Origin of the sequence: Micromonospora halotolerans, assembly GCF_032108445.1 — a bacterium.
GTDB classification, from domain to species: domain Bacteria; phylum Actinomycetota; class Actinomycetes; order Mycobacteriales; family Micromonosporaceae; genus Micromonospora; species Micromonospora halotolerans.
Genome location: NZ_CP134876.1, coordinates 5,539,540 through 5,565,516, shown reverse-complemented (window position 1 = coordinate 5,565,516; position 25,977 = coordinate 5,539,540). Strand labels below are relative to the sequence as shown.

General features: G+C 74.6%; 27 protein-coding genes. 11 read left to right on the top strand and 16 right to left on the bottom strand.

Annotated elements, in window-relative coordinates:
- Positions 1 to 23 precede the first annotated feature (23 nt).
- A complete protein-coding gene (locus tag RMN56_RS26170) occupies positions 24 to 1,631 on the bottom strand; it encodes an AMP-binding protein (protein ID WP_313720277.1) in 1,608 nt (535 codons plus the stop codon).
- The gene (locus tag RMN56_RS26165; protein ID WP_313720276.1) at positions 1,628 to 3,319 is read right to left on the bottom strand and encodes an AMP-binding protein; all 1,692 of its coding nucleotides are present in this window, start codon (positions 3,317 to 3,319) and stop codon (positions 1,628 to 1,630) included. The genes RMN56_RS26170 and RMN56_RS26165 overlap by 4 nt, the downstream gene beginning before the upstream one ends.
- 129 nt (positions 3,320 to 3,448) lie before the next feature.
- Here RMN56_RS26165 and RMN56_RS26160 point away from each other — a divergent pair, with 129 nt between their 5' ends.
- Together RMN56_RS26160 and RMN56_RS26155 are read left to right on the top strand one after the other, a co-directional pair.
- On the top strand, positions 3,449 to 4,303 hold the full coding sequence (locus RMN56_RS26160; protein ID WP_313720275.1) for a helix-turn-helix transcriptional regulator: 855 nt from the start codon (positions 3,449 to 3,451) through the stop codon (positions 4,301 to 4,303).
- A gap of 171 nt (positions 4,304 to 4,474) precedes the next feature.
- On the top strand, positions 4,475 to 5,299 hold the full coding sequence (locus RMN56_RS26155) for an ArsR/SmtB family transcription factor (RefSeq protein ID WP_313720274.1): 825 nt from the start codon (positions 4,475 to 4,477) through the stop codon (positions 5,297 to 5,299).
- Positions 5,300 to 5,416: 117 nt separating this feature from the next.
- Here the strand turns inward: RMN56_RS26155 and RMN56_RS26150 are convergent, their stop codons facing one another.
- Positions 5,417 to 5,839: a DUF6069 family protein gene (locus RMN56_RS26150; RefSeq protein WP_313720272.1), complete on the bottom strand. Its 423-nt coding sequence runs from the start codon at positions 5,837 to 5,839 to the stop codon at positions 5,417 to 5,419.
- A 172-nt stretch (positions 5,840 to 6,011) separates the two neighbouring features.
- On the opposite strand from RMN56_RS26150, the gene RMN56_RS26145 reads away from it, so the two are divergent.
- The 5 genes from RMN56_RS26145 (at position 6,012) to RMN56_RS26125 (ending at position 10,611) form a co-directional block, all read left to right on the top strand.
- Positions 6,012 to 7,115 carry a sensor histidine kinase gene (locus tag RMN56_RS26145; protein ID WP_313720270.1) on the top strand — a complete coding sequence of 368 codons (1,104 nt, stop codon included), beginning with the start codon at positions 6,012 to 6,014 and terminating at the stop codon, positions 7,113 to 7,115.
- 114 nt (positions 7,116 to 7,229) lie between these two features.
- The gene (locus tag RMN56_RS26140; protein WP_313720269.1) at positions 7,230 to 7,898 is read left to right on the top strand and encodes a response regulator; all 669 of its coding nucleotides are present in this window, start codon (positions 7,230 to 7,232) and stop codon (positions 7,896 to 7,898) included.
- Between the two features lie 304 nt (positions 7,899 to 8,202).
- Positions 8,203 to 8,688 carry a hypothetical protein gene (locus RMN56_RS26135; protein WP_313720268.1) on the top strand — a complete coding sequence of 162 codons (486 nt, stop codon included), beginning with the start codon at positions 8,203 to 8,205 and terminating at the stop codon, positions 8,686 to 8,688.
- Between the two features lie 85 nt (positions 8,689 to 8,773).
- On the top strand, positions 8,774 to 9,424 hold the full coding sequence (locus RMN56_RS26130) for a class F sortase (protein WP_313724864.1): 651 nt from the start codon (positions 8,774 to 8,776) through the stop codon (positions 9,422 to 9,424).
- Positions 9,425 to 9,498: 74 nt separating this feature from the next.
- Positions 9,499 to 10,611, top strand: coding sequence for a magnesium and cobalt transport protein CorA (locus tag RMN56_RS26125; protein WP_313720266.1), 1,113 nt, complete (start codon positions 9,499 to 9,501; stop codon positions 10,609 to 10,611).
- A gap of 4 nt (positions 10,612 to 10,615) precedes the next feature.
- On the opposite strand, the gene RMN56_RS26120 is transcribed toward RMN56_RS26125, so the two are convergent.
- A complete protein-coding gene (locus RMN56_RS26120; protein ID WP_313720265.1) occupies positions 10,616 to 11,614 on the bottom strand; it encodes a phosphotransferase family protein in 999 nt (332 codons plus the stop codon).
- 80 nt (positions 11,615 to 11,694) lie between these two features.
- Between RMN56_RS26120 and RMN56_RS26115 the strand changes: the two genes are divergently transcribed.
- The gene (locus RMN56_RS26115) at positions 11,695 to 12,471 is read left to right on the top strand and encodes an SGNH/GDSL hydrolase family protein (protein ID WP_313720263.1); all 777 of its coding nucleotides are present in this window, start codon (positions 11,695 to 11,697) and stop codon (positions 12,469 to 12,471) included.
- Positions 12,472 to 12,479: 8 nt separating this feature from the next.
- Here the strand turns inward: RMN56_RS26115 and RMN56_RS26110 are convergent, their stop codons facing one another.
- From RMN56_RS26110 to RMN56_RS26100, 3 genes are all read right to left on the bottom strand, one after another.
- Positions 12,480 to 13,703 (bottom strand): MFS transporter, encoded by a 1,224-nt coding sequence (locus tag RMN56_RS26110; protein ID WP_313720262.1) that lies wholly within the window; start codon positions 13,701 to 13,703, stop codon positions 12,480 to 12,482.
- Positions 13,704 to 13,705: 2 nt separating this feature from the next.
- The gene (locus RMN56_RS26105; protein WP_313720261.1) at positions 13,706 to 14,323 is read right to left on the bottom strand and encodes a mycothiol-dependent nitroreductase Rv2466c family protein; all 618 of its coding nucleotides are present in this window, start codon (positions 14,321 to 14,323) and stop codon (positions 13,706 to 13,708) included.
- 110 nt (positions 14,324 to 14,433) lie between these two features.
- Positions 14,434 to 15,378: a coiled-coil domain-containing protein gene (locus RMN56_RS26100; RefSeq protein ID WP_313720259.1), complete on the bottom strand. Its 945-nt coding sequence runs from the start codon at positions 15,376 to 15,378 to the stop codon at positions 14,434 to 14,436.
- 163 nt (positions 15,379 to 15,541) lie between these two features.
- Between RMN56_RS26100 and RMN56_RS26095 the strand changes: the two genes are divergently transcribed.
- Both RMN56_RS26095 and RMN56_RS26090 read left to right on the top strand, forming a co-directional pair.
- On the top strand, positions 15,542 to 16,123 hold the full coding sequence (locus RMN56_RS26095; RefSeq protein ID WP_313720257.1) for a hypothetical protein: 582 nt from the start codon (positions 15,542 to 15,544) through the stop codon (positions 16,121 to 16,123).
- A gap of 21 nt (positions 16,124 to 16,144) precedes the next feature.
- Positions 16,145 to 16,564 (top strand): YchJ family protein, encoded by a 420-nt coding sequence (locus tag RMN56_RS26090; protein WP_313720255.1) that lies wholly within the window; start codon positions 16,145 to 16,147, stop codon positions 16,562 to 16,564.
- 43 nt (positions 16,565 to 16,607) lie between these two features.
- Here the strand turns inward: RMN56_RS26090 and RMN56_RS26085 are convergent, their stop codons facing one another.
- The 8 genes from RMN56_RS26085 to RMN56_RS26050 all read right to left on the bottom strand — a co-directional run bounded on the left by RMN56_RS26085 (position 16,608) and on the right by RMN56_RS26050 (position 24,201).
- The gene (locus tag RMN56_RS26085; RefSeq protein ID WP_313720253.1) at positions 16,608 to 17,153 is read right to left on the bottom strand and encodes a gluconokinase; all 546 of its coding nucleotides are present in this window, start codon (positions 17,151 to 17,153) and stop codon (positions 16,608 to 16,610) included.
- Positions 17,143 to 18,372 (bottom strand): D-mannonate dehydratase ManD, encoded by a 1,230-nt coding sequence (manD, locus tag RMN56_RS26080; protein WP_313720251.1) that lies wholly within the window; start codon positions 18,370 to 18,372, stop codon positions 17,143 to 17,145. The genes RMN56_RS26085 and manD overlap by 11 nt, the downstream gene beginning before the upstream one ends.
- Positions 18,373 to 18,395: 23 nt before the next feature.
- A complete protein-coding gene (locus RMN56_RS26075) occupies positions 18,396 to 19,349 on the bottom strand; it encodes a sugar kinase (protein ID WP_313720249.1) in 954 nt (317 codons plus the stop codon).
- A complete protein-coding gene (locus tag RMN56_RS26070; RefSeq protein WP_313720248.1) occupies positions 19,346 to 19,969 on the bottom strand; it encodes a bifunctional 4-hydroxy-2-oxoglutarate aldolase/2-dehydro-3-deoxy-phosphogluconate aldolase in 624 nt (207 codons plus the stop codon). The genes RMN56_RS26075 and RMN56_RS26070 overlap by 4 nt, the downstream gene beginning before the upstream one ends.
- A gap of 2 nt (positions 19,970 to 19,971) precedes the next feature.
- Positions 19,972 to 21,120 (bottom strand): galactonate dehydratase, encoded by a 1,149-nt coding sequence (gene dgoD, locus RMN56_RS26065; protein WP_313720246.1) that lies wholly within the window; start codon positions 21,118 to 21,120, stop codon positions 19,972 to 19,974.
- A 5-nt stretch (positions 21,121 to 21,125) separates the two neighbouring features.
- The gene (locus tag RMN56_RS26060; protein WP_313720244.1) at positions 21,126 to 21,941 is read right to left on the bottom strand and encodes a carbohydrate ABC transporter permease; all 816 of its coding nucleotides are present in this window, start codon (positions 21,939 to 21,941) and stop codon (positions 21,126 to 21,128) included.
- Positions 21,938 to 22,885, bottom strand: coding sequence for a carbohydrate ABC transporter permease (locus RMN56_RS26055; RefSeq protein ID WP_313720242.1), 948 nt, complete (start codon positions 22,883 to 22,885; stop codon positions 21,938 to 21,940). The genes RMN56_RS26060 and RMN56_RS26055 overlap by 4 nt, the downstream gene beginning before the upstream one ends.
- A gap of 74 nt (positions 22,886 to 22,959) precedes the next feature.
- The gene (locus RMN56_RS26050) at positions 22,960 to 24,201 is read right to left on the bottom strand and encodes an ABC transporter substrate-binding protein (RefSeq protein WP_313720240.1); all 1,242 of its coding nucleotides are present in this window, start codon (positions 24,199 to 24,201) and stop codon (positions 22,960 to 22,962) included.
- 185 nt (positions 24,202 to 24,386) lie between these two features.
- Here RMN56_RS26050 and RMN56_RS26045 point away from each other — a divergent pair, with 185 nt between their 5' ends.
- Complete coding sequence (locus RMN56_RS26045) at positions 24,387 to 25,121, top strand: FadR/GntR family transcriptional regulator (RefSeq protein WP_313720239.1); 735 nt, start codon at positions 24,387 to 24,389, stop codon at positions 25,119 to 25,121.
- A gap of 19 nt (positions 25,122 to 25,140) precedes the next feature.
- Here the strand turns inward: RMN56_RS26045 and RMN56_RS26040 are convergent, their stop codons facing one another.
- Complete coding sequence (locus tag RMN56_RS26040; RefSeq protein WP_313720238.1) at positions 25,141 to 25,935, bottom strand: maleylpyruvate isomerase family mycothiol-dependent enzyme; 795 nt, start codon at positions 25,933 to 25,935, stop codon at positions 25,141 to 25,143.
- Positions 25,936 to 25,977: the final 42 nt, after the last annotated feature.

Sequence of the window (25,977 nt, the reverse complement as noted above, 5' to 3'; positions counted from 1 at the left end):
ACGGCCGCACCGGGGAGTGACGGTCAGGCGGGACCGGCGTGGCGCAGCTCCACCTTGCGCACCTTGCCGCTGACCGTCATGGGGAAGGCGTCCATCACCCGCACGTGCCGCGGGATCTTGTAGTGCGCCAGCCGGTCCCGGCAGAACTCGGCGATCTCCTCCACGGTGAGCGTGTCGTGCCCGTCGCGCAGGATCACGCAGGCCAGGATCTCCTCGCCGTAGCGCTCGTCGGGGACGCCGACCACCTGCACGTCGGAGATCTTCGGGTGCCGGTAGAGGAACTCCTCGATCTCGCGCGGGTAGACGTTCTCGCCGCCCCGGATGATCATGTCCTTGATCCGGCCGACGATGGTCAGGTAGCCGTCGTCGCGCATCACCGCCAGGTCGCCGGTGTGCATCCAGCGCGCCGCGTCGATCGCCTCGGCGGTCTTCTCCGGCTCGTCCCAGTAGCCGAGCATCACCGAGTAGCCGCGGGTGCACAGCTCCCCGGGCTCGCCGCGCGGCACGGTCACCCCGGTCGCCGGGTCGACCACCTTCACCTCGACGTGCGGCAGCACCCGCCCCACCGTGGCGGTCCGCCGCTCCGGGTCGTCGTCGTGCCGGGTCTGGGTGGACACCGGCGACGTCTCCGTCATGCCGTAGCAGATCGCCACCTCAGCCATGTGCATCCCGTCGATGACCCGCTTCATCACCTCCACCGGGCACGGCGAGCCGGCCATGATGCCGGTACGCAGGCTGGACAGGTCGTAGGCGGCGAAGTCGGGCAGGGCCAGCTCGGCGATGAACATGGTCGGCACCCCGTACAGCGAGGTGGCCCGCTCGGCGGCGACCGCCCGCAGCGTCGCGGCCGGGTCGAAGGTGGGCGCCGGGATGATCACGCAGGCGCCGTGGCTGGTGGCCGCCAGGTTGCCCATCACCATGCCGAAGCAGTGGTAGAACGGCACCGGCAGGCAGATCCGGTCCCGCTCGGTGTAGCGGACCAGCTCACCCACGAAGTAGCCGTTGTTGAGGATGTTGTGGTGCGACAGCGTCGCGCCCTTCGGGAACCCCGTGGTCCCCGAGGTGTACTGGATGTTGATCGGGTCGTCGCAGCTCAGCTCCGCCGCCCGGGCGGCCAGCCGCTCGACCGGCACCGGCGCCCCGCCGGCCAGCAGGTCGTCCCAGCTCGACTCGCCGAGGAAGACCACGGTGCCCAGCGCCGGACAGGCGCCGCGGACCTCGGCGACCATCCCCCGGTAGTCGCTGCTGCGGTAGCCGGGCGAGGAGACCAGCAGGCACACCCCGGACTGGTTCAGCACGTACTCCAGCTCGTGCCGCCGGTAGGCCGGGTTGATGTTCACCATGATCGCGCCGATCGCGGCGGTGGCGTACTGCACGAGGACCCACTCCGCGCAGTTCGGCGCCCAGATGCCGACCCGGTCCCCCTTGGCCACCCCCGCCGCCAACAGGCCGCGGGCGAGCTCACCCACGGCGCGGCCGAGTTCGGCGTACGTCCAGCGCCGGCCGCTCGGGCAGTCGACCAGGGCCTCCCGGTCCGGGTACGCCTCGACCGCGCGGGCCAGGTTCGCGCCGATGGTGTCGCCGAGCAGCGGCGCGTCGGAGATCCCGCTCGCGTAGGAGGGCAGGCTCATCGGAAGTCCTCCTCGCGGTACTCGCCGGCCGGCCGCGCCTCCGCGTCACCGTGCTTGGCCCGCTCGGCGGCCCGCAGCTCGGTCCGGCGGATCTTGCCGGAGATGGTCTTCGGCAGGTCGGCGAACTCCAAGCGCCGCACCCGCAGGTAGGGGGCCAGCCGGTCCCGCGAGTGCGCGAACAGCGCCGCCGCGGTCTCCGGTCCCGGCGCCCAGCCGGGCGCGAGCACCACGTACGCCTTCGGCACGGCCAGCCGCACCGGGTCCGGCGACGGCACCACGGCCGCCTCGGCCACCGCCTCGTGCTCCAGCAGCACGCTCTCCAGCTCGAACGGCGACACCCGGTAGTCCGACGCCTTGAACACGTCGTCGGTGCGCCCCACGTAGGTGAGGTGGCCGTCGGCGTCCCGGGAGGCGAGGTCACCGGTGTGGTACCAGCCGTCGCGCATCGCGGTGGCGGTCAACTCCTCGTCGCCGTGGTAGCCGACCATGAGCGCGGTCGGCCGGTGCGCCAGGTCCAGGCAGACCTCCCCGTCGTCGCCCACCTCCCCGGTGACCGGGTCCACGAGGCGCACCACGTAGCCGGGCAGTGGACGCCCCATCGAGCCCGGTTTCACCGGCGCGCCGGGCGGGTTGCCGATCTGCGCGGTGGTCTCGGTCTGCCCGTACCCGTCCCGGACGGTGACCCCCCAGGCCGCCTGGACCTGCTCGATCACCTCGGGGTTCAGCGGCTCCCCCGCGCCGACCACGCTGCGCGGCGGGCGGGCGAGCTGGGTCAGGTCGGCCTGGATCAGCATCCGCCACACCGTCGGCGGCGCGCAGAAGCTGGTCACCCCGCACCGGTCCATGGCGGCCATCAGCCCCGCCGGGTCGAAGCGCGAGGAGTTGTAGACGAACACCGTGGCGCCGGCGTTCCACGGCGCGAACACGTTGCTCCACGCGTGCTTCGCCCAGCCCGGCGAGGAGATGTTCAGGTGCACGTCGCCGGGGCGCAGCCCGATCCAGTACATGGTGGACAGGTGCCCCACCGGGTACGAGGCGTGGGTGTGCTCCACCAGCTTCGGCCGGGCCGTGGTGCCCGAGGTGAAGTAGAGCAGCAGCGGGTCGGCGGCCCGGGTCGGCCCGTCCGGGGTGAACACCTCGTCCGCGCCGTACGCGTCGGCGTAGTCGTGCCACCCCTCGACCGGGGCGCCGACCGCGATGCGGGTGTAGTCGCCGGCCACCTCGGCGAACTTGCCGGCGTGCTCCGCCCCGACCACCACGTGCCGGGCCGCACCGCGCGCCAGGCGGTCGGCCAGGTCGGCCGGGCCGAGCAGCGGCGTGGCCGGGATGATCACCGCGCGCAGCTTGATCGCGGCGAGGATGGTCTCCCAGAGTTCCAGCTGGTTGCCCACCATGAGGATGAGCCGGTCCCCGGCGCGGACGCCGCGGGCGCGCAGCCAGTTCGCCACCCGGTTCGAGCGGCGGGACAGCTCGGCGTACGACCAGCTTCCCTCGCCGCCGGCCGCCTCGACGATCCGCAGCGCGGTGTCGTCGTTGCCCTCGGCGAGCACGTCGAACCAGTCCAGCGCCCAGTTGAACTCGTCCAGCCGGGGCCAGCGGAACTTCTCGTACGCGGTCTCGTGGTCCGTCCGGTGCGCGAGCAGGAAGTCGCGCGCCTCGCGGAAGGCCCGGGTGCCGGCGGTGGCCATGGGGGTGTCCTTCCTGTCCCGGGCGCGCGGCCGGGAGGGGGACGGCGCCGCGCGCAGTACGCTGATCCTCGATCGGGTGACGCACGTCTCACCACCCCCGGACGGGGGTGGCCGGCGGGAGGTGGCCAGGTGGTGACGCTCTACCCGCGAGACGACGCCGACGAGGTCCGGCGCGGCCTGCTGATCCTGCGCCGCCGCACCGGCCTGCCGGTCGTCTTCGGCGGCCTGGTCGCACCGGGCGGCCCGCCCCGGATGACCATCACCGAGCTGACCGGCACCAGCACGCCCGCGCTGCGCGGCCTCGCCATCCACGCCGGCGCCGGCCTCGGCGGCAAGGCGCTCGCCCTCGGGCTGCCGCTGCGGGTCGACGACTACCCGGCGGCCCGCTCGATCAGTCACGAGTACGACGCTCCGGTCTCCGTCGAGGGGCTGCGCTCGGTGCTCGCCGTGCCGGTGGTGGTGCGCCGCGAGGTCCGCGCGGTCCTCTACGGCGCGGTACGCCAGCGCCTGCCCCTCGGCGACCGCCTGGTCGCCGCCGCCGTCGACGCCGGGCGGGACCTGGAACGCCGCCTCGCGGACCGGGACGCCGCCCGGACGGCGCTGGCCGCCCTGCCGGCCGTGCCGCCCCGCCCGGACCCGACCGGGCCGGAGTGGGAGCAGGTCCGCCAGGCGCACGCCGAGCTGCGCGGCCTGCTGACGCGGATCGCCGATCCCGAGCTGCGCGACCGCCTGGACGCCGTCGCCGACCGGCTCGCCGGCGCGGTGCGCCGTCCCGGGCCGCCGGCGGCCGTCGCCCTCTCACCCCGGGAGACGGACGTGCTGGCCTGCATCGCGCTGGGCTGCACGAACGCCGACGTGGCCGGGCAGCTCGGGCTGCGCCCCGAGACGGTGAAGAGCTACCTGCGCTCGGCCATGCGCAAGCTCGGCGCGCACACCCGGCTGGAGGTCGTGGTGGCCGCCCGACGCGCCGGCCTCCTCCCCTAGCGTCACCCGCTCTCCTACCTCCGTGGGCTCTCTCCGTCGTGCGGACCCACACATCGCCTAGAGCATCCTAGGAGGCTAGCTTCGAGGACCGGGCGGGCTGGACAGGCAACCGGGCGGCTGCTTATCCTCGGAACAGGCAGCCGTGGGGTTGCCTTTCCGGACGGAGGACGAATGGACGAGGTGTTCCGGGCACTGGCCGACGCCAGCCGCCGCCGGCTGCTCGACCGCCTCAACGTCCGCAACGGACAGAGCCTGCGCGAGCTGAGCGCCGGGCTCGACATGACCCGACAGTCGGTGAGCAAGCACCTCGCGGTGCTGGAGGCGGCCGGCCTCGTCACCACCACGCGACGCGGGCGGGAGAAGCTGCACCACCTCAACGCCGCCCCGATCAACGCCGTCGCCGACCGGTGGATCGGCCGGTACGACCGGGCCCGGGCACAGGCCCTCGCCGACCTGCAGACAGCATTGGAGGGGCCGCCCATGGCAAGCCCGACGTTCGTCTACACCACCTACATCCGCACCACACCGGAGCGGCTCTGGACGGCGCTCACCGCGCCCGAGTTCACCCGGCGCTACTGGGGCGGCGTCACCCTGGTCTCCGACTGGCGGCCCGGCTCGCCCCTGCTCTGGCAGGACTCCCCCGACCGCGAGCCGAAGGACCTCGGGCAGCGGGTGCTGGAGGCCGAGCCCCACCGGCGGCTCGCGTACACCTGGCACGGCTTCCAGCCCGAGCACGCCGCGCACTTCGGCTGGTCCGACGAGGAGTTGGCCGTCCGGCTCGGCGAGCGCCGCTCGAAGGTCACCTTCGACCTCACCCCGCACGGCGAGACGGTGCGGCTGACGGTGATCCACGACGACTTCTCGCCGGACAGCGAGATGCACCGGGCCATCAGCGGCCAGCTCGACGGCAGCGGCGGCTGGCCGGAGCTGCTGGCCAGCCTCAAGAGCCTGCTGGAGACCGGCGAGCCGCTGCCGGAGCCGGTCCCGGCCGGCTGAGCCCGCCCGGCCCGTCCGACCAGCCGGCCCGGGGCATCCGCCGGGCCGCCCGCGCCGGACGCGGGAAGGTCGGGTCGGAGCTGCCCACCCCCGTGGCGACAGCCCCGACCGGCACCCTCACCCGCGGGCCGTGCGCCGCAGCAGCGGGACGAGCACGGCGGCGGCCACCAGGTGCATCGCGACCAGGGTCAGCGTCGTCCCGGTGCCCACTCCCCCGCCCACCGGGCCGAGCAGCGACAGCAGCAGCACCAGCGCCGCCGCGCCCGTCCAGACGGCCCGAGCCCGGGCGGTGAACCGCTCCAGCAGGGCCAGCAGCGCCCACCCCGCCAGGCCGGCGAGCAGGGTGCTGACCCCGACCGCCACGGCGGTCACGGACTGCTCGCTCCCGCCGTTGCGCACCACCAGGTCCACCCCGGCCCCGGGAACGGCGGCGGCCCACACCGCCAGGGTCGCGGCGGGGGCGGCGAGGACCGCCAGGGCGCGGTCGCGGCGGCGCGCCGGACGGGCGGCGATGACGGCGGGGGTGGTCGTGGTGTCCATGGCTGCGTACCTCCATCAGCGGGATCGGTCACCAGGAACGCTAGGCCCGCGCCGGTCCCCGCGGATCGCGCCGCGGACCGGTTCGCGCCTCCCTCCCGGGGACCAGACCCGGCCCGGATCTCCGTCTGGCGACCGATGATTCCGGGCGGGTGCGCCGCCTAGCATCCGGGGCGTGACCTGCCGGCCCCGCTCCCGTCTCCTGCTGCTGCTCGACGGCGGCATCGCCGCCGTGATGCTCGCCATCGCCCTGGCCGTGGTGCTCGCCCCCGGCAACCCACCGGGCTCGGCGTCCGGGACCGCCGCCGCGGTCGGCCTCGCCGCCGCGCAGGCCAGCTGTCTGCTGTGGATCCGCCGGCGACCGGGGTACGCGCTCGCGGTGGCCGCCCTCGCCGGCGTCGGGTTGGAGGTGCTCTGCCCCCCGCTCGGGTGGCTGGGCCTGGTCAACGTGCCGCTGGCGTACGTCGCCCGGCTCCGGCCGCCCCGGTTCTCGCTGGTCGCGCTGGGGCTGCTGCTCCTGCCGACGCCGTGGGAGCTGGTCACCGGGGGCTGGCGGGACCTGCTGTTCGCGGTGACCGCGCTGGGTCTCGGCTGGGCCCTCGGCGAGCTGCAGCGGGGGCACTTCCACCGCCGCCGCGACCGGGAGCGGGAGGCGCTCACCCGGGAGCGGGAGCGGATCTCCCGCGAGCTGCACGACGTGGTTGCCCACCACGTGGCGGTCATCGCCGTGCAGGCCGCCGCCGCCGAGGACGTCTTCGACGCGCACCCGGAGCGTGCCCGCGCCGCGCTCGGCGCGATCAACGCGGCGGCCCGGTCCGCGCTCACCGAGTTGCGGGCGATGCTGCACGCGCTGGCCGCCGACGGCGGCGCGGATCCGGACGGACCGCAGCCCGGCCTCGCGCAGCTCGACGCCCTCGCCGACGCCGTCCGGGCGGTGGGCCTGGAGGTGACGATGGACCGGGACGCCGGCGCCGAGGAGCTGCCCGGCGGGGTGCAGCTGTCCGCGTACCGGATCGTCCAGGAGTCGCTGACCAACGCGTTGCGGCACAGCCACGCCACCCGCGCCGACGTGAGCGTCCGCTACGGCGACGGCGTGCTGAGCCTGGCGGTGGTCGACGACGGCACGGCACCGCCACGCCGCCCCGGCGCGGGCGCGGGGCGCGGCATCGTCGGCATGCGGGAGCGGGCCCGGCTGCTGGGCGGCACGCTGGAGGCCGGTCCGCTGCCCGCCGGCGGGTTCCGCGTGGCGGCCCGGCTTCCGGTGGGAGCGGGCCAGTGAGCGCGAGGAGCGAGCCGGGTCTGCGAGCCCCGCAGTCGCGAACCGAGGGAGCACAGTGAGCGCGAGGAGCGAGCCGGGTCTGCGAGCCCCGCAGTCGCGAACCGAGGCAGCACAGTGACGGTGCGTGTGGTGGTCGCCGACGACCAGGACCTGATTCGTGCCGGGCTGGCCATGGTCATCGACGCCCGGCCCGACCTGACCGTCGTCGGCGAGGCCGCCGACGGCATCGAGGCGGTGGCGGTGGCGAACCGGACCCGCCCCGACGTGGTGCTGATGGACGTGCGGATGCCGCGGCTGGACGGCATCGCCGCCACCCGGGAGCTGGTGTCCGGCGGCAACCCCGCCCGGGTGGTCATGCTCACCACCTTCGACCTCGATGAGCACGTGTACGCGGCGTTGCGCGCCGGCGCGAGCGCCTTCCTGCTCAAGGACACCCGCCCGGCCGACCTGGCCGAGGCGGTGCGGGTGGTGGCCCGGGGCGAGGCGCTGCTGGCGCCGACGGTGACCCGCCGGCTGCTCGACCGGTTCGCCGACCGGCTGCCCGGCGCGCCCGCCGACCGGGGGCGGCTCGCCGCGCTCACCGCCCGGGAGGTGGAGGTGCTGACGCTCGCCGCGCGCGCACTGTCCAATGCGGAGATCGCCGAACGGTTGTTCCTGAGCACGGCCACCGTGAAGACGCACATCTCCGCCATCCTCACCAAACTCGGCCTGCGCGACCGGATCCAGGCGGTGGTCTTCGCCTACGACGTGGGCCTGGCCCGTCCCGAGCCACCGCCCCGCTGACGCCGTCCCAGGCCGGGCCGAGCGGCGCAGGCGGGGCCGAACCGGACAGACGCGCCGGCGCCGTCGGGACGGGACGTCGCACGCAGGCCGGCACGACCCGCGCGGCCCGCTTGCCCGGGCTGGGCGGGCATGTCCGCCGCACCCGGGAGCGACCGGGAACACGTGACGGCAACGAAGATTTCTCAATTACGCCGAGTGAACGCCGCAACCCTCCTAGTGTTGGCCACACCGGTGCTAGTCACGGAGTTGGCCACCCGAACGACGTCCCACGCAGACAGCGGACGAAAAGTGAGGGAAGACGCGGATGAAGGCAAAAACAGTTCTCGGTTCGGCGGCGGTCGGCGTGGGCCTCGGCACACTGCTGCTCCCGGCCGCCGCCCTCGCGGACACCACCGTCTCACCGGCCACCACCCCGGTCGGCGGGACCGTCGTGCTCACCACGACGTGCAACCCGAAGGCGGGCGACGCGCTCTTCCGCGTCACCGGTCCGAACCGGGACCAGAACGTCAGATCCACCACGGCCGCGGCGGGCGGCGGGCTGAGCGCCGAACTCTTCACCGCCGGGTTCACGCTCGGCACGTACACGGTCACCGCCACCTGCGGCGACGGCAGCAACGGCGGCACGGCGAGCTTCACCGTCACCCCGATCGGCGGCGCGCAGGCCGGCGCCGGCGGCCGGGACGGCGACACCGGCGTGCTGGTCGCGGGCGGCGCGCTGGCCGCCGCGGCGGTCGCCGGCGGGACGTACGTGATGGTGCGCCGCCGCCGGCGCGCGAACGCCGTCGCCTGACGGCCCGCCACACCATCCCTGAGCGGGTGCCCGCGTCGGTCCGACCGGCGCGGGCACCGCGTCCACGACGGACGGAGGTGGGACCCTGTCGTCGCAGCGCCACCCCGCGGACGGGCGGTCGAGAGCCCGCACCGCCGTCATCGTCGCCGCGGTCACCCTCGCGGGCGCCACCGGCGCCGGGCTGGTCGCCGCCGGCCTGGGCACCACCTCGGACCCCCCGCCCCAGCCGGGCGCCTCGGCCGCGCCGACCGTCGAGCGCTCCGGGGCGGCCGGCCCGGTGCTCCCCCGCTCCGAGCCGCTCCGCGTCGCCATTCCCCGGATCGGCGTCGACGCCGACATCGTCCCGGTCGCCACCGACGCCAACGGCGCGCTGGAGGTGCCGCCGCTGGACCATCCGGAGATCGCCGGCTGGTACCGCCGCGGCCCCACCCCCGGCGAGGCCGGCAACGCCGTGCTGGTCGGGCACGTCGACTCGCTGCGCGGTCCGGCCGTGTTCTTCGACCTCGGGCGGTTGCGCCCCGGCGACACCGTCGAGGTCACCCGGGCCGACGGCCGGGTCGCGGTGTTCACCGTGGACGGCGTCGGCGCGTACCCGAAGGAGCGTTTCCCCACCGAGCGGGTGTACGGCGGCGGCGCCGAGGCCCGCCTCCGGCTGATCACCTGCGGCGGCCGGTTCGACCCGCGCACCGGCAGCTACCCGGACAACATCGTGGTCTTCGCCACCGCCGCCCGCTGACGCGGGCCGGACACCGCCGCAGGGCCGGAAGGCCGTACGGTAGGCCGTCGGTTCCTGGGCGGCGGAGGTGTGCGGTGGGCCGGTCGGCGACACGGACCCGGTGGGGCGGGCGGCTGATACCCGGCCTCCTGACCCGCCTGCTCGGCCGTGCCGACGAGGCCACCGGGCCGGTGCCGCGCCGCGCCAACCCGGACGCCGTGGTGGACTGCGCGATCTACGTGGCCGGCCGGCGGGAGCCGGGCCGCCCGCACTACGCCGACGCGTACGAGCGGGCCCGCCGCACCCGGCGGGCGTTCGTCTGGCTCGGGCTGCACGAGCCGGGCGCGGCCGTGATGGCCGCGGTCGGGCGGACCTTCGGGCTGGACGAGCTGGCCGTGGCGCAGGCCCTCGCCGACGGGCACCGGCCCACCGTCCAGCGCCACGGCGACGTGACGCTGCTGGTGCTGCGCACGGCGGGCTACGTCGAGCACACCGAGCTGACCGCCACCTCCGAGGTGATCGACACCGGCGACGTCATGGTGTTCCTCGGCGACCGGTTCGCGCTCACCGTCCGCCACGGCGCGACGGGCGCGCTGACCCCGGTGCGGGAGGACGTGCAGCGCCGGCCGGGCCTGCTGGCCGAGGGGCCATGGGCCGTGGCGTACGCGGTCTGCGCCCGGATGGTCGATCTCTACCTGGAGGTCGCCGGGCACCTGGAGCGGGACCTGGAGCGCGTCGAGGAGACCGTCTTCGCCCGCGAGCGGGACGCCGACATCCAGCACATCTACCAGCTCAAGCGGGAGGTGGTGGAGTTCAAGCGGGCGGTGCTGCCGTTGCAGGCACCGCTGCGCGCGCTGCTGGAGCAGCGGGGCGAGGGCCCGCCGCCGGGGCTGCACCGCTGGTTCGCCGACGTGGAGAGCCGGCTCACCCGGGCGGTGGACCGCATCGGCTCGTACGACGACCTGCTCAACTCGATCCTCCAGTCCCGCCTGGCGCAGCTGGCCGTCGAGCAGAACAACGACATGCGCAAGATCGCGGCCTGGGCGGCGATCGCCGCGACGCAGACCGCGGTGGCCGGCGTCTACGGGATGAACTTCGCGCACATGCCGGAGCTGGGCTGGCGCTACGGCTACGCGGGGGCGCTGCTGCTCATGGCGACGGCCGCGGTCACCCTGCACCGGCTGTTCCGGCGCTCCGGCTGGCTCTGAACGGTCAGGGCCGGTCCAGGTCGGACAGTTCGGCGTCGAGCAGCTCGGCGAGGCGGGCCACCCGCCCCGGGTCGGACACGGCCGTGATGCCCCGGCTGGGCATCTCCACGGTCATCAGCAGGTAGAGGTGCAGCCGGTAGAGCCCCAGCCGGCGGCGCGCACCGGCGTCCAACGGGAACGGCGCGGCCGCCCGGTAGGCCCGCACGAGGGGGTCGTCCGGCTCGTCCTCGGCGCGCCGGAACAGCAGCGGCGACACGAGGTCCAGCAGCGGGTCGCCCCAGAGGTGGCGCTCGCCATCGACCAGCCCGGTGAGCCGGGGCGTCCCGTCGGGATCGTCGAGGGCGAGGACGTTGCCGGCCCAGCCGTCGAAGTGCAGCAGCGCCGGGCGGCGTACCGCGTCGAGGACGTCGGCGTGCCGGTCGACCAGCTCGCGGATGCGGGCCGCCGGCATGGGCAGCGGCACCGCCCAGTCCGCCGCGTCGGCGAGCAGGTCATCGAGCATGGCCGAGTAGGCGCCGCGCCAGGTGGGGGCGGCGGCCCGGCCGCCGTCGTAGCCGAAGCGGTCGCCGGTGACACCGTGCAGCGTGGCCAGCGCCTGGCCGAACTCGGCCCGGACGCCGGCCACCTCGGCGCCGGCCCGGGTCAGGTCCCACAGGGTGCGGCCGGGCAGCAGGCCGCTGAGCAGCCAGTCGCCGAGCACCGGGTCGCGGCCGTGGTGCAGCAGGGGCGGCACGGGCACGGCGGGCGCCCGCGCGGCGACCAGCCGCAGGTAGCGAGCCTCCGCGCCGATCATGTCCCGCTCGTAGCGCAGCAGCGGCACGTGCGGCGGCGGGCCCACCTTGAGCGCCACGGCCCGCCCGTCGTCGAGGGTCACCCACCAGACGGCGGCGAACCCGCCGCCGGTCAGCGGCCCGCAGTCGGTCACCCCGGGCGCGGAGCCGAGCGAGGCCGCCACGTAGCGCCGGACCTGATCCGGGTCGAGGTGGCGCTGGGTCGGGCTCATGTCCCGCACCACGCTAGTGGCCGCGGCCCGACGGCGCTGTCCCCGAAACCGACCGCGGCGAATTTCGTAGGCTGACGCGCATGATGTGGCGGCGGTACGTGGCGATCGGCGACAGCACCACCGAGGGCCTGGACGACCCGGACGGGGCGGGCGGCTACCGGGGCTGGGCCGACCGGTTCGCCCTCGCGGTGGCCCGCGCGCAGGGCGGCCTCGAATACGCCAACCTCGCCATCCGCGGCCGCACCACCGCCCGGATCCGGAGCGAGCAGCTGCCGGTGGCGCTGGAGCTGGCCCCCGACCTGGCGACCGTGGTGGCCGGCATGAACGACGTGCTACGACCGTCGTTCGACGCCGACCGGGTGGTCGAGGACGTCCGCGCCATGCAGCGGGCGCTGGTCGGCCAGGGCGCCACGGTGCTCACCTTCACCCTGCCCGACCCGGCGCCGGTGATGCCGCTGGCCCGCCCGCTGCGCGGCCGGGTGCTGGCGCTCAACGACGCCGTCCGGGCGGCCACCGCCGAGACCGGCGCCACCCTGGTCGACCTGGGCGCGCACCCGGTGGCCTCGGACCCCCGACTGTGGAGCGACGACCGGCTGCACGTCAACACCGCCGGCCACGAGCGGATCGCCGCGGCGCTCGCGCACACCGCCGGCCTGCCCGGGTACGACGACTCGTGGTCGCACCCGCTGCCGGTGGCCGCCCGCCGCCCCCGGCGGGAGGCGGTCCGCGCCGAGCTGGCCTGGACCCGGCGGCACCTGCTGCCCTGGCTGGGCCGGCACCTGCGCGGTCGCTCCTCCGGCGACGACCGGGTGGCGAAGCGGCCGGTGCCGCTGCCGGTGGAGCTGCCCGCGTCCTGAGCGCCCGATCAGCCGGCCGCCGGCGCCGGGGCGGGTCGGCCCGCGCCCCGCACCGCCGGCCCGATGGCGGCCGCCGCGGCGGCGTAGAGGGCCGCGAAGGCCAGCCAGCCCGGCCCGCCCCCCTCGACGATCAGCCAGGTCAGCAGCACCGGGCCGAGCATCCGGGCCAGCGGCACCCCGACCCCGAAGAAGCCCTGGTAGAGGCCGTGCCGGTCGGCCGGGGCCAGGTCGAAGCTGAGCTGCCAGGCGCCCGCGCCGTGCGCCATCTCGGCGTACACCTGGGCGCCCGCGCCGAGCAGCAGCAGCGTCGCGGCCGGCCACGGCCCGGCGGCGGTGGCCGACAGGGCGAAGAGCGCGCAGGCGACGACCATGGCCGCGCCCGCCCGGCGCAGCGCGCGCACCGCGCCGGCCGGGTCGGTCACCCGCCGGGCCACCCGCACCTGGGCGAGCATCACCGCCGCCGTGTTGACCACCAGCAGGGCCGCCGCCAGCCAGGCCGGCGCCGCGGTGCGCCGGGCCACCCAGAGCGGCAGTACGAGACTGAGCAGCGGCAGGTACAGCATGAGGACCGCGTTCAGCGCGGTGAGCAGCGCGTACCGCCGGTCCCGGAGCACCGCGAGGCGCCCGCCGGCCGCCGCGGCCGGGGCCGCCGGGCCGGACCGGGCGGGAAGCCGCCGCAGCAGCACCGCGGTGGTCAGGAAGGCCGCCGCGTCGAGCAGGAGCACCGACCGGTACGCCCCGGCGGTGTGCGCCCAGAGCGCCAGGCCGCCGAGCGCCGCGCCCAGGCCGAGCCCGGCGTTGGCCACCGACTGCAACCGCGCCCGCACCCCGGTCCGCAGTTCCGGCTCGACCAGCCGGGCCAGCAGCGCCTGCCGCACCGCCGCCAGCGCGGTCTGGCAGCCGGCGTAGAGGCAGGCCACCAGGACGAACCCGACGGGCTGGCGGACCAGCAGGAAGGCGGCGACCGCCAGCGCGGTGGCGGCGGCCAGCCCGACGGCGACCCGGCGGGCGTCGCGCCGGTCGGCGGCGTGACCGGCCGGCACGCCGGCCAGCAGGCCCACCGCCCAGCCGGCGGAGAGCCCGAGCCCGACCTGGCCGGGTGACAGGCCCACCACCTGCGTGAAGTAGAGCGCGGAGGTGACGAGGAAGGCGCCGTCCCCGACCGAGTTGGCCAGCTGGGCCAGGGCGAGCGTCCGGGCCGGGCCGGGCGCGGGCAGCAGGCGGCCGGACACGGTCAACGCTCGATCGGCCGGCGGGTCCGCGCCCGCTTCAGCTCGAAGAACCCGTCGGTGCCGGAGACCAGCAGCACCCCGTCCCAGAGCCGGCCGGCGTCCTCGCCGCGCGGGATGGGCGCCACCACCGGCCCGAAGAAGGCGTTCACCCGCCCGTCGGCGCCGGTGACGTGAATGGTCGGCGTGCCGAGGTCCTCGCCGACCGGGGTCAGCCCGGCCTGGTGGCTGGCCCGCAGGGCCTCGTCGTGGTCGGTGGTGTCCGCGGCGTCGGCCAGGTCGACGGGCAGGCCGACCTCGGTCAACGCGGCCACGTACAGCTCCCGGCCGATGGGGGCGCTCTCGTGGTGGATCCGCTCACCCAGCGCCGTGTAGAGGTCGCGCAGCACCTCCGGGCCGCACTTCTGTGCGGCGGCCACGCAGACCCGGACCGGCCCCAGGCCCGGCTTCAGCCACTCCCGGTACCACTCCTCCAACCCCTCGCGCCCCTCGTTGAGCAACGACAGGCTCATCACGTGGAAGCGGAGCCGGACCTCGCGGACCCGCTCCACCTCCAGCAGCCAGCGGGAGGCGTTCCAGGCCCACGGGCAGCGCGGGTCGAACCACATGTCAACGGTGGTCATCGTCGTCTCGGTCCCTTCGCGAGTGTCGCTTGCCGAGTCGACGGTAGGCCGCGAAGTGGCCCAGCAGCAGAGCCAATTCATGCCCTGATGATTGGGCCAATACGCCACCGTCAGGTGCGCTTCAGCAGCTCTCCGCGTTCCGTCTCGATGACGGCCAGCCGGGCGCCCAGCTCGGCGGCCCGCAGTTCGAGCACCCGACGCAGGGCGGCCACTTCCCCCTGCGTCCGGGCGGTCTCGTCCCGGGACCGCTCGACCCGGCGCAGCACGACCACGTCGGTGAGCAGGTTGTCCAGCCAGATGTCGGTGAACCGGGTCAGCTGGTCCAACCCCCTGGTGGTCGGGTCGAGGGCCGGCCCGGGCAGGTCGGCCAGCTCGGTCCGAAGCACCGCGAGCGCCCGGTCGACCCGTGCGGACGCGTCGGCCGCCTCGTCGAGGATGTCGTGCTTGACCATGCTCGTGACCAGGCCGCCGCCGAGCGCGTCGTACGTCGACCAGTCCGCCGCGCGGCTCAACAGCTCCCCCAGGTGGTGCAGGGCCGACTCCGCGTTCCCCGCCTCGCTGACGGCCTCGGTCAGTTCCCGGTGCTCCGCCGTCAGCCGGCCGCGTTGTTCAACCAGCTCCAGCAGCCGCGGCCGGCGCGGATCGTCGGAAGCGGTGAGCAGGTGCTCCCGCTCGTCGAGCAGCGCCGCGTACTCCCCCGGCGCGGTGGCCAGCCGCCGCCGGCGGGCCTGGGTCCGCGCCGACTCGTCCCGCAGGGCCGCGAGCAGTCGCTCCGCCTCGGCGAGCCGCAGCCGGGCGCTGTCCGCCTCGGCGCGTTCCCGCGCCAACGCCCCGTCGCGCCCACCGCGCAGCGTGGCGACGACCCGGCTCAGGCTGAGCCCCTCCAGGCGCTCGACGTCGGCCTGCTCGGCGTCGAGCCGCTCGCGCAGGGCGGAGACGGCGGCGCGCGCCGCGCCGATCCGCACGGACAGCTCCCGCAGCCGCTGCCCGGCCAGGTCGTGTTCCCGGATCGCCGCCGCGGCTGCCGCGAGACGCCGGTCGAAGTCGTCGTCCATGCCGTCATTGCACTACCGGCCCGCAAACGCCCGCGGCCGGTGGCGTTGCCCGCGCCGGGTTTGACCACCGACCCGGTGGGAAGACACGCGCGCCGCGCGGGCCGGCCGGCCCGACGTCGCCGGACGCACCCGTCCGGGCCGCGGCGGACCGCGAGGAGGACCGATGGCCCAGGCGGCCACCAGACCGAGCAGCGCCAGGAAGGCCACCGGGGCCCGCAAGGCCCCCATGCCGAACAAGGCCGCGGCGAAGAAGGTCGCGACCGCCAGCAAGCGGGCGACCGGCGCCACCGCCGCCAAGACCCCCGGCGGGAAGCCGACCCCGACCACCGCGCGGGTGGCGCGGAAGAAGGCCACCTCGGCCACCACCGCCACACCCACCCGCAGGCCCACCGCCAGAGCCGTCGCCGCCAAGAAGGCCACCACGGCGGCGACGAAGGCCCCCGCCACCAAGGCCGCCGCCAAGAAGGCGGCCGCCAGGAAGGCCGTGGCGAAGAAGGCGCCCGCCAAGAAGGCCGTTGCCAAGAAGGCGCCGGGCACCAGGAGAACGGTCAAGAAGGCAACGGCCACGCGGACCACGGCCAAGAAGGCGCCGGCCGCCAAGGGCACGGCCCGCGCGGCCACCGCCAAGAAGGCCGCCGCCGGCGCCAAGGCCCGCCGGGTCGCCGAGACCCGCGCCCCGGCGCGCAAGGCGACCACCATGGAATCGTTCGGCACCCGGCGGACGGCCCGGACGAGCGGCCGGTGACCCGTCGGCGAGAATGACCGGGTGGCGAAACGCGGTGCCCGCCGGAGCGCGGACGATCCGACCAGCGGACCCTGCCCGTGCGGCTCCGGCCTGCCGTACGCCGACTGCTGCGGCCCGGTCCACCGGGGCGTCGCGCCGGCGGCGACCGCCGAGGCGCTGATGCGCTCCCGGTACAGCGCCTTCGCGGTGGGCGACGCCGCGCACCTGCTGCGCACCTGGCACTCGACCACCCGCCCGCCGCGGCTGGAGCTGGACCCCGGCACCCGGTGGACCCGGCTGGAGGTGCTCGACACGGGCCGTGGCGGGTTGTTCGACACCGAGGGCACGGTCCGGTTCCGCGCGCACTACCGGGAGGCCGGCCGGCCCGGCACGGTGGCCGAGCACAGCCGGTTCGTCCGGGAGGACGGCCGCTGGGTCTACCTGGACGCGTCACCCGACTGACCGCGGGTCGGCGGGGTCCGCCCCGCCGGCCCGCGGGTGCCCGTCAGGCGCCGGCGATCCCGGCGCGCACCGGCAGGCGGAGCCGGGTGACCGCCGCCCGGACCAGCTCGTCCGGCGGCGCCGCCACCTGGAGCACGACGCCGGCCTCGTCCGGCTCCAGGTGCTCCAGGATGGCCCGCTGCGAGTCCAGCAGGCTGGCCGGCATGTAGTGCCCCACCCGCCGGTCCAGCCGGTCCCGGATCAGCTCGGCGGTCCCGTCCAGGTGCAGGAACTCCACCTCCGCCGACCCCTGCCGCAGCACGTCCCGGTACGCGCGCTTCAGCGCCGAGCAGGTCAGCACGGTGGAGATCCCCTCGGCGTGCCGGTCCGCCATCCACCCGGCCAGGGCGCGCAGCCACGGCCAGCGGTCCGCGTCGTCGAGCGGCACGCCGGCGCGCATCCGGGCCACGTTGGCGGCCGAGTGGAACTCGTCGGCCTCGGCGAACCGCAGGCCGGTCAGCTCGCTGATGCCCCGGGCCACCGTCGTCTTGCCCGCGCCGGACACGCCCATCACCACGACGTGCCGGGTGGGCGGCCGGTCACCAGTCATGGACGGTGCCGTCCTTGAGCCGGTTGAACGGCAGGTACGCCGGCTGGTACGGGAACCGGGCGGCCGCCTCCTCGTCGAGTTCCACGCCGAGGCCGGGCCGGTCGCCCGGGTGCAGGTAGCCGTCGGTGAAGGTGAAGGACTGCCGGAACACCTCGTTGGTGAGCGGGCCGTGCTGCATGTACTCCTGGATGCCGAAGTTGTGGATGGCCAGGTCCAGGTGGAGCGCGGCGGCCATGCCGACCGGCGAGATGTCGGTGGGGCCGTGGATGCCGGACTTGATCTGGTACTGGGCCGCGAAGTCGAGCAGCTTGCGCATGGCCGTGATGCCCCCGGTGTGGGTGACCGCGGACCGGACGTAGTCGATGAGCTGGTCGCGGATCAGCGTCTGGTAGTCCCACAGGGTGTTGAAGACCTCGCCGATGGCCAGCGGGGTGGTGGTGTGCTGGCGGACCAGCCGCAGCGCCTCCTGGTTCTCCGCCGGGGTGCAGTCCTCCAGCCAGAACAGGTCGTACGGCTCCAGCGCCTTGCCCAGCTTCGCGGCCTGGATGGGGGTCATCCGGTGGTGGCCGTCGTGCAGCAGCGGCAGCTCGGGGCCGAACTCGCCGCGGACCGCCTCGAACACGGCGGGCAGGTGCCGCAGGTAGGCGCGCGTGTCCCAGTCCTCCTCGGCGGGCAGCGGGATGCGCTGGGCGGGCTCGTAGTCGTACCGCTTGCCGTCGATGCTGGGCTGGGCGGCGACGCCGTACACGGCGTTGATGCCGGGCACCGCGGTCTGCACCCGGATGGACCGGTAGCCCAGCTCCAGGTGCGCGCGGATGGAGTCGAACAGCTCGGGCAGGTCCCGGCCGGACGCGTGCCCGTAGGCCATGATCCCGGTCCGGGAGGCGCCGCCGAGGAGCTGGTAGAGCGGCATCCCGGCGGCCTTGGCCTTGATGTCCCAGAGCGCCACGTCGACGGCGGCGATGGCGGCCATGGTGACCGGCCCGCGCCGCCAGTAGGCCGACCGGTACAGGAACTGCCAGGTGTCCTCGATGCGGTGCGGGTCGCGCCCGATCAGCAGGGGGACGACGTGGTCGGCCAGGTAGGACGCGACGGCCAGCTCCCGGCCGTTGAGGGTGCCGTCGCCCAGCCCGGTGAGGCCCTCGTCGGTGGTGATCTTCAGGGTGACGAAGTTGCGGTCGGGGCTGGAGACGATCACGTCCGCTGCGACGATCTTCACGCGCGTGCCTTTCTCGGGGTGGGTCAGCGAAGGGTGTCGCCGGGTTGCCGGGAGTCCAGGAGGGACAGCTCGTCCCGGCGCGGCAGGCCCTCCCAGTCGCCCGCTCCGGCGACGGCGAAGGCGCCGAGGGTGACGGCGCGGCGCAGCCGCCCGGCCAGGTCGAGCCCGTCCAGGTGGCCGGAGAGGTAGCCGGCCGTGAAGGCGTCCCCCGCGCCGACGGTGTCGACCGCCGTCACGGGCAGCGCCGCCGCGTCCCGGCGGCCGTCGGGGGTGTACGCCCGGGCGCCGTCGCCGCCGAGCTTCACGAGCACGGTCGACACGCCCCGGGCGAGCAGCCCGGCCACCACGGTCTCCTCGTCCGCGCCGGGCGCGCCGACCAGGTCCAGTTCGTCGGCCGAGGCGACCACGACCGAGGCGTGCCCGGCGAGCGGGGTGAGCACGGCCCGTGCGGCGTCCCGGGACCACAGCTTCGCCCGGTGGTTGACGTCCAGGCAGACCAGCGTCCCGGCCCGCGCGGCGGTCTCGGCCGCCCATGCGGCGGCTTCCCGGGCGCCCGCGGAGAGCGCCGGGGTGATCCCGGTGAGGTGCAGCACCCGGGCGCCGGCCGCCAGGGCGGGCCGCAGGTCGTCGACGCCCAGCGCCGATCCGGCCGAGCCGGCCCGCTGGTAGAGCACCCGGGTCAGGTCGGCGGTGCGCCGCTCCAGGAACATGAGCCCGGCGGGGCGCTCGGGGTCACGGACCACGTGGGTCACGTCGACGCCCTCGGCGCGGAGCTGGCGCAGCAGGAAGCCGCCCAGCTCGTCGTCGCTGACCCGGCCGGCGAAGGCCGCCCGGTGACCGAGCCGGGCCAGCCCGATCGCCACGTTGGCCTCGGCCCCGGCCAGGTGCGGGGTGAGCGGGCCACCGGTCGTGAGCGGCCCGGTCGACCGCAGCGAGACCAGCGCCTCGCCGAAGGTGAGCAGGTCGACGCCGCTCACGAGACGGCGGCGAGGTAGGACCGGGCCCTCTCGCGCAGGGCGTCGAGGTCGCCGCCGGAGGCGGCGTCGCCGACCAGCGGGCCGCCGACGCCCACGGCGATCGCCCCGGCGGCGAGGTAGCCGGGCAGCTCGGCCAGCCCCACCCCGCCGACCGCGACGAACGGGATGTCCGGGAACGGGTCGCGCAGCGCCTTGAGGTACGCCGGGCCGCCCAGCGAGGCCGGGAAGAGCTTCACGGCGGCGGCTCCCGCCCGGACCGCCGCGTACGCCTCGGTCGGGGTGAGCGCCCCGGCGGCCACCGGGAGCCCACGGCGGGCCGCCTCGCCGATCGAGTCGACGACGGCCGGGGTGACGACGAACTGCGCGCCGGCCGCGGCCACGTCGGCGACGGCGGCCGGCGTGAGCACGGTGCCCGCGCCGACCAGGGAGCCGGGCGGGGCGGCGGCCCGGATCGCGGCGATGGCGTCCAGGGCGCCGGGCGTGGTCAGGGCCACCTCGACCACGCGGACGCCCTCGGCGAGCAGGGCGGTGCCGGTGGCGATCGCGGCGGCCGGGTCGGTGCCGCGGATGACCGCCAGCAGGCGGGTGGCGGCGAGTTCGGCGGTGAGGTCGAGGGTCATGGTCACCATTCCGCGTAGGAGCCGTCCCGGTGCCGCCACAGGGGGCTGCGCCAGGCGTGGCCGCGCTTGTCGGCGGCGCGCACCGCCGCCTCGTCGATCTCGATACCCAGACCGGGCGCGGTGAGCCGCTCGACGTACCCGTCCACGAAGGTCAGTGGCGTCTTGTCGAGGCAGTAGTCGAGCACCTCGGCGCCGAGGTTGTAGTGGATGCCGATGCTCTGCTCCTGGATCAGGTAGTTCGGCGTGGCGAAGCCGACCTGGAGGCAGGCCGCGAGGGCGATCGGGCCGAGCGGGCAGTGCGGGGCGAGCTGCACGTCGTACACCTCGGCCAGCGCGGCGATCTTGCGGACCTCGGTGATGCCGCCGGCGTGCGAGAGGTCCGGCTGGGCGACCGCGATGCCGGCCTGGAGGACGGGCAGGAACTCCTGCCGGCTGTAGAGCCGCTCCCCGGTGGACACCGGCGTAGTGGTGGAGCGGACGAACTCCCCGATGAGGTGCGAGTTCTCCGGTACCACCGGCTCCTCGAGGAAGAACGGCCGGTAGGGCTCCAGCAGCGGGGCGACCCGGCGGGCGCTGGCCAGGCTGAACCGGCCGTGGAAGTCGACCGCGACGTCCCGGTGGTCGCCGAGCACCTCGCGGGCGGCGGCCACCCGCTGGACCACGGCGTCGATCTCGGCCACCGAGGCCACGGCGCTCATCCGGCCGGAGGCGTTCATCTTGACCGCGGTCAGTCCGGTGTCGAGGGCGGCGCCGATCTGGTCACGGACCTCGCCGGGCTCGTCGCCGCCGACCCAGCCGTACACCCGGATCCGGTCCCGGACCGGGCCGCCGAGCAGCTGGTGCACGGGCGCGCCCCAGTGCTTGCCGGCGATGTCCCAGAGCGCCTGGTCGAGGCCGGCCACGGCGCTGGCCAGGATCGGCCCGCCCCGGTAGAACGACCCCTTCGTCAGCACCTGCCAGTGGTCCTCGATGCGCAGGGCGTCGCGGCCGACCAGCAGTTCGGCGAGCTGCTCGACCGCGGCGCGGACGGTCTCCGAGCGGCCCTCGCAGGTGGCCTCGCCCCAGCCGACGATCCCGGAGTCGGTCTCCACCCGGACGAAGAGCCAGCGGGGCGCCACCAGGAAGGTCTCGACGCGCGCGATGGTGGTCACGGTGCTCAGCCCTTCGTCGCGCCGGCGGTCAGGCCGGAGACCACGTACTTCTGCACGAACAGGGCGATCACCATGATCGGCAGGGTGACCACGGTGGCCGCGGCCATGAGGCCGCCCCAGTCGATGCTGGCGTAGCCGACGAAGTCGAAGATCGCCACGGGCAGGGTCTTGGTGTCCGCGCCGGAGAGGACCAGGGCGAACATGAAGTTGTTCCAGGAGAAGATGAAGGACAGGATGCCGGCCGTGGCGATGCCCGGCACGGACAGCGGCAGGGTGACCCGGCGGAACGCGCCGATGTGGGTGAGCCCGTCGACCAGCGCCGCCTCCTCCAGTTCCTGCGGCAGGCCGTCGAAGAAGCCCATCATGATGTAGACGATCAACGGCAGCGAGACGAACATGTGGCTGAGGATCAGCACGGTGAAGCCGCCGACCAGCTGCAGGTTCGAGAAGACGTAGTACCAGGGCACCAGCAGCGAGACGCCGGGGATGACCCGGGCCATCAGCACCACGAGGGCCGACTTCCGCATGTTGAACCGGCTCATCGAGTACGCGGCCGGCACGCCGAGCAGCAGCGACAGCACGGTGGCGGCGAACGCCACCCACAGGCTGTTGCCGATGAACTGGACGTAGTGCGACTGCTTGAGCACGGTCGCGTAGTTGTCCAGGGTGGGCGAGAAGACCAGCGCCTTGCCGGTGTCGTAGATGTCCACGTTGGTCTTGAACGACGCGGCGATCATCCAGAACAGCGGCGTGACCAGCGCCAGCACCACGACGACGAGGGCCACCACCCGGAACACCCGGTACGACGGACTGGCCTTCATCGCCTGGCCCCCTTGCGCCGCGCGGTCAGGGCCCACATCGCCCCGATGATGATCAGGAAGAAGAGGATGAGGACGGTGGAGGAGACGCCGTACTCGTTGTAGTCGAAGCTCAGCCCGTAGGCGTACACGTTGAGGGTCTCCACCTCGTGGAAGGAGCCGCCGCCGCGGCCCTTGGTGGCGTAGAGGATGTCGAAGGTCTTCAGCGCGTCGATGCCGCGCAGCAGGATCGCGACGATCACCGTGGGCATCAGCAGCGGCAGGGTGACGTGCCGGAACCGCTGCCAGGTGCTGGCGCCGTCGATCCGGGCCGCCTCCTGCGGTTCGTCGGAGAGCGAGGTCAGACCGGCGAGCAGGATCAGCACCACCATCGGCGTCCACTGCCACACGTCGATGAAGATGGTGGTGGGCAGCGCGGAGTGCTGGCCGGCGAGCCACGGCTGCGGGCCGATGCCGAACCAGCCGAGCACCTGGTTGGCCAGGCCGATGTTCGGGTCGAAGATGAGCCGCCACATCATGCCGACCGCGACCGGGGTGGCGACCAGCGGCATGAGGATGGCGACCCGGACCCACTTCTGGCCCTTGAAGGGCCGCCAGAGCAGGAGCGCCACGGCCATCCCGAGCACCACCTCGAACAGCAGCGCGACGACGGTGAAGGCGGCGGTCCGGCCGACGGCCGGCCAGAACCGGTCGGTGTCCGACAGCACGTCGAGGTAGTTCTGGAAGCCCACGAACTCGCTCTCGGCGCGGACGGACCCCTCGGCGTCGGTGAGGCTGAGCCAGGCGGTCCAGCCCAACGGAATCACGATCAGCGCGGCGACGAAGATCATCGCCGGCGCGGCGAAGAGCCACTTGCGGTGGTCGTTGGCCCAACGCGCCCAGCCGGGCGTGTCCGGCATGACGCCGGCGCCGCCGGGCGCGCGGCGGGTGGTGGTGACGGTTGCCATGAGATCTCCGGGGTGGGCGGACCGACAGGGGTACGCGGGTGGCGGGGCGGGCCGCCCCACCACCCGCGCGCGTGCTACTTGGCCTCGTCGTCCAGGAACTTCTGGAAGGCCTCGTTGGCGGTGTCGGCGGCGGCCGCCGCGTCCTTGCCGGTGATCGCGTCGACGATCGGCTGACCGACGAGCTCGCGGGCCTGGCCCACCTTCACGACCACGGGCCGGTCGTGGGCGACGCCGTCCTTGGTGCTCGCGGCGATGGCCTCGACCAGGTCCTTCGGGTAGTTCGCGGTGCCCTCCGGGTTGGCCCAGACCGAGGTGCGCGCGCCCGGCACGCCGGCCTTCTGCTGAGCGAGGGTCTGCTCCTTGCCGGTGGCCCACTCGATGAACTTCCAGGCGTTGCTCTTGTTCTTCGAGGCGTCGTTCACGCCCAGCGCCCAGGAGGGGATGTTGTACGGCTTGGAGCCGGCCGGGCCGGCCGGGAACGGCGCGAAGCCGACGGTGTCGGACACCTTGGACTTGGCCGGGTCGGTGGCGTTCTTGTAGAGCGAGTTGGCCTCGGTGTAGAAGGCGGCCTTGCCCTGGGTGAAGATGGCCATCGCCTCGGGCCAGCTCATGTCGGTGCTGACGTTGGCCGGGCCCGAGTCCTTGATCAGGCCGCCGTAGAAGGCGTACGCCTGCTTGGCGGCGTCGCTGTTGACCGTCGCCTTGCCGCTGCCGTCGACGAAGTCACCGCCGAAGCTGTAGAGGAAGCTGGAGAACTGGGTGACCGCCGGCGACTTGCCGGTCCGGGCCACGAAGCCCGCGGTGCCCGGAACGCTGGCCTTGATCTTCGCGGCGGCGGCCTTCAGCTCGTCGAGGGTCTTCGGCGGGGCGCTCAGGCCGGCCTTGGCGAGCAGGTCCTTGCGGTAGTACAGGACCTCCTGCTCGGTGATGATCGGCACGCCCACCGGCTTGTCCTCGTACGTGGTGGCCTCGACCGGGCTGGGCTGGAAGTCGGAGTAGTCCCAGTCCTTGTTGGACTTGACCTGGTCGGACAGGTCGGCCAGGTACTTGTTCTTGGCGAAGAGCTTCCCCTCCTGGAGGGGGCGGTACATCATCACGTCGAGGTCGGACGAGCCGGCGTTGAGCTTGACGTTGTACTGGTCGGAGAGCTGGTCCTCGCCGAGCTGGGTGATCTCGACCTTGAGCCCGGTCTGCTTCTCGAACTCGGGCAGGGCCGCCTTGATGTTCTCCGTCCAGACGTGGTTCGCCAGGGTCACGCGCACCGTCTTGGACGCGCCGCTGTCGTCGCCACCGCCGCCACAGGCGGCCAGACCCATGGCGGCAACCACGGCCAGAGACGTACCGAATATCGATCGACGTCGCACGTCATCTCTCCTTTTCTCGTGGTCGCCGCCCCGGGGGAAGAGCGCCACAACGCTGTAACGTCCGCTTAACCACGGGATGCTAGGTCGAATAAGCTGACTTATTCAAGGGTTGATCACCAACTGATATGCTCCGACGCGTGGATCACTCCTCCTCCGGGGGCGAGACCGGGCTGCACGCCCGCGTGCTCGACGAACTCGGCACGGCCGTCTGCGGCGGCGAGCTGGCCGCCGGCTCCGTGCTCAACATCGACGAACTCGTCGAGCGGTACGCGGTCTCCCGGTCGGTGATCCGCGAGGTCCTCCGGGTGCTCGCGTCGATGGGCCTCATCGAGACGCGCCGCCGGGTCGGCGTCCTGATCCGTCCCGCCGAGGCGTGGAACGTCTTCGACCCGCAGGTGATCCGCTGGCGGCTCGCCTCCGCCGGCCGGATGGCCCAGCTCCGCTCGATCACCGAGCTGCGGACCGCGGTCGAGCCGCACGCCGCCTGGCTGGCCGCCGTCCGGATCTCCCCCGACGACGCCAGCGACCTGGTCGGGATCGCGGCGAAGATGTGGGCCGCCGGGCAGGCCGGGGACGAGGACCGCTTCCTGCGCCTGGACATCGAGTTCCACCGGCGGATCCTCGCCGCCTCCGGCAACGAGATGTTCGGCAAGCTCCGGGAACTGGTCGCCGAGGTGCTCACCGGCCGGCACCACTACCACCTCATGCCGCACCACCCGGACCAGCAGGCGTTGCAGCTGCACGCCGACGTGGCCTCGGCGCTGCAGCGCCGCGACGGCGACGCGGCCCGCCGGGCCATGGTGCAGATCATGGAGCAGGCGTTCGACGAGATGAAGTCGCTGTGGGAGCAGACCACCGAACCCGTCGGCTGAGCTGACACCCGCCCGACGCTCAGCCGAACGCGACCCGATCCAGCCAGAGGTCCAGCAGCTTCCCGTCGCCGAGGACCTCGACCACCGCCGGGTCGACCGGTCGCCGCCGGTAGACCATCAGCAGCAGCTCGGTCACCGGGCCGCGGACCGCCACGGTCGCCTTCTCGTGCGCCCGCCGCCACGCGAGGGTGTCCCCCGTGAGGTCCACCAGCCACTCGGCGCCCAGCTCGGCGGGCACGTCGGTGGCGTGCAGGTGCAGGGTGCGCCCGGGGCCGAGCAGGTCGCGCCGGTGCGGGTAGAAGTCCAGCATCTGCGGCAGGGAGCCCAGCTCCAGCCACTCGTCCAGCGCGTCGACCGCCACCGCCGGGTCGACGGCGAAGTCCACGCCCAGCGCGAGGGCGGCGTCGGCGCGGTGCAGCAGCGTCTCGTTGGCGAACCGCCGCGCCCAGAACACCCCCGCGGCCGGCACCGCCAGCGGCGTCCAGGTGGCCACGTCGGGCCCCGCCGCACCGAGCGCGTCGGCCAGCGCGGCGGCGCCCTCCACCAGCCAGGGGCCGACCACCGCCGGCTCCTCGTCGGCGTACGGGGACAGGTCGCGGAAGTGGGTGTCCGACGGCGGCCGCTCGGCACGCGTGCGCACCACCTCGGCCGCCCAGCGTTGACCGCCGCCGAGGTGCCGGGCCAGCTGGCCGACGTTCCAGCCCGGGCAGGAGGCGACGGGCGTGGTGAGGTCGGCGCGGTCGAGGTGGGTACGGAGCAGGTCGCTCTGGGCGACGATCTCGGCGCGGTGGCGGTCGAAGCTCAGGGCGGCCATCAGCCCACGGTAGTGGCCGGCCGGCCGCCCCCGGTGGAGCCA

Excerpts from the sequence above, each read along its gene's own strand:
- RMN56_RS26135 (WP_313720268.1), top strand. The coding sequence starts at position 8,203 with ATGAAGGCAAAAACAGTTCTCGGTTCGGCGGCGGTCGGCGTGGGCCTC.
- RMN56_RS26060 (WP_313720244.1), bottom strand. The coding sequence starts at position 21,941 with ATGAAGGCCAGTCCGTCGTACCGGGTGTTCCGGGTGGTGGCCCTCGTC.
- RMN56_RS26055 (WP_313720242.1), bottom strand. The coding sequence starts at position 22,885 with ATGGCAACCGTCACCACCACCCGCCGCGCGCCCGGCGGCGCCGGCGTC.
- RMN56_RS26170 (WP_313720277.1), bottom strand. The coding sequence starts at position 1,631 with ATGAGCCTGCCCTCCTACGCGAGCGGGATCTCCGACGCGCCGCTGCTC.
- RMN56_RS26105 (WP_313720261.1), bottom strand. The coding sequence starts at position 14,323 with ATGACCACCGTTGACATGTGGTTCGACCCGCGCTGCCCGTGGGCCTGG.
- RMN56_RS26100 (WP_313720259.1), bottom strand. The coding sequence starts at position 15,378 with ATGGACGACGACTTCGACCGGCGTCTCGCGGCAGCCGCGGCGGCGATC.
- RMN56_RS26040 (WP_313720238.1), bottom strand. The coding sequence starts at position 25,935 with ATGGCCGCCCTGAGCTTCGACCGCCACCGCGCCGAGATCGTCGCCCAG.
- RMN56_RS26165 (WP_313720276.1), bottom strand. The coding sequence starts at position 3,319 with ATGGCCACCGCCGGCACCCGGGCCTTCCGCGAGGCGCGCGACTTCCTG.
- RMN56_RS26095 (WP_313720257.1), top strand. The coding sequence starts at position 15,542 with ATGGCCCAGGCGGCCACCAGACCGAGCAGCGCCAGGAAGGCCACCGGG.
- RMN56_RS26150 (WP_313720272.1), bottom strand. The coding sequence starts at position 5,839 with ATGGACACCACGACCACCCCCGCCGTCATCGCCGCCCGTCCGGCGCGC.
- RMN56_RS26085 (WP_313720253.1), bottom strand. The coding sequence starts at position 17,153 with ATGACTGGTGACCGGCCGCCCACCCGGCACGTCGTGGTGATGGGCGTG.
- RMN56_RS26070 (WP_313720248.1), bottom strand. The coding sequence starts at position 19,969 with ATGACCCTCGACCTCACCGCCGAACTCGCCGCCACCCGCCTGCTGGCG.
- RMN56_RS26050 (WP_313720240.1), bottom strand. The coding sequence starts at position 24,201 with ATGGGTCTGGCCGCCTGTGGCGGCGGTGGCGACGACAGCGGCGCGTCC.
- RMN56_RS26120 (WP_313720265.1), bottom strand. The coding sequence starts at position 11,614 with ATGAGCCCGACCCAGCGCCACCTCGACCCGGATCAGGTCCGGCGCTAC.
- RMN56_RS26155 (WP_313720274.1), top strand. The coding sequence starts at position 4,475 with ATGGACGAGGTGTTCCGGGCACTGGCCGACGCCAGCCGCCGCCGGCTG.
- RMN56_RS26115 (WP_313720263.1), top strand. The coding sequence starts at position 11,695 with ATGATGTGGCGGCGGTACGTGGCGATCGGCGACAGCACCACCGAGGGC.